Origin of the sequence: Aeromonas sp. ASNIH8, assembly GCF_002919855.1 — a bacterium.
Lineage (GTDB): Bacteria > Pseudomonadota > Gammaproteobacteria > Enterobacterales > Aeromonadaceae > Aeromonas > Aeromonas caviae.
Genome location: NZ_PQLN01000289.1, coordinates 1 through 526 on the forward strand (window position 1 = coordinate 1; position 526 = coordinate 526).

The window sequence follows — 526 nt, forward strand, 5'->3', positions numbered from 1 at the left end:
GATCAATCCGGCCGCGTTTACGCACACCAGTGTTGCTATTCGCGACGCGCTGCTGGCAGTGAGCATCCCGTTCATCGAGATCCACCTCAGCAACGTGCATGCGCGGGAGCCGTTCCGCCACCACTCCTACCTGTCGGATATCGCCACTGGCGTCATCTGTGGACTGGGGGCTGACGGTTATTCATTCGCTTTACAGACAGCGGTAAAACGCCTGTCACAATCACACTAAACAAAGAGTACGGAACCCACTCATGGATATTCGTAAGATTAAAAAACTGATCGAGCTGGTTGAAGAATCAGGCATCTCCGAACTGGAAATTTCTGAAGGCGAAGAGTCTGTACGCATCAGTCGTGCAGCGCCAAACGCAGGCTTCCCGGTTATGCAACAAGCTTATGCTGCACCAATGATGCAGCAGCCAGCGCTGTCTAACGCTGTCGCGCCAACAGCGGCTCCAGAAATGGAAGCGCCAGCAGCAGCGGAAATCAGTGGCCCCATCGTACGTTCCCCAATGGTTGGTACTTTTTA

The 526-nt window shown here is 53.8% G+C and carries 1 protein-coding gene and 1 pseudogene; both read left to right on the forward strand.

Annotation, left to right across the window (positions count from 1 at the left end):
• Nucleotides 1-229, forward strand: a 229-nt coding sequence (locus tag C3418_RS23965; protein ID WP_146054172.1) for a type II 3-dehydroquinate dehydratase, incomplete at its 5' end; no start/stop codon positions are given.
• A 22-nt stretch (nt 230-251) separates the two neighbouring features.
• A pseudogene (locus C3418_RS24990) lies at nt 252-526 on the forward strand (acetyl-CoA carboxylase biotin carboxyl carrier protein); the annotation flags it as partial.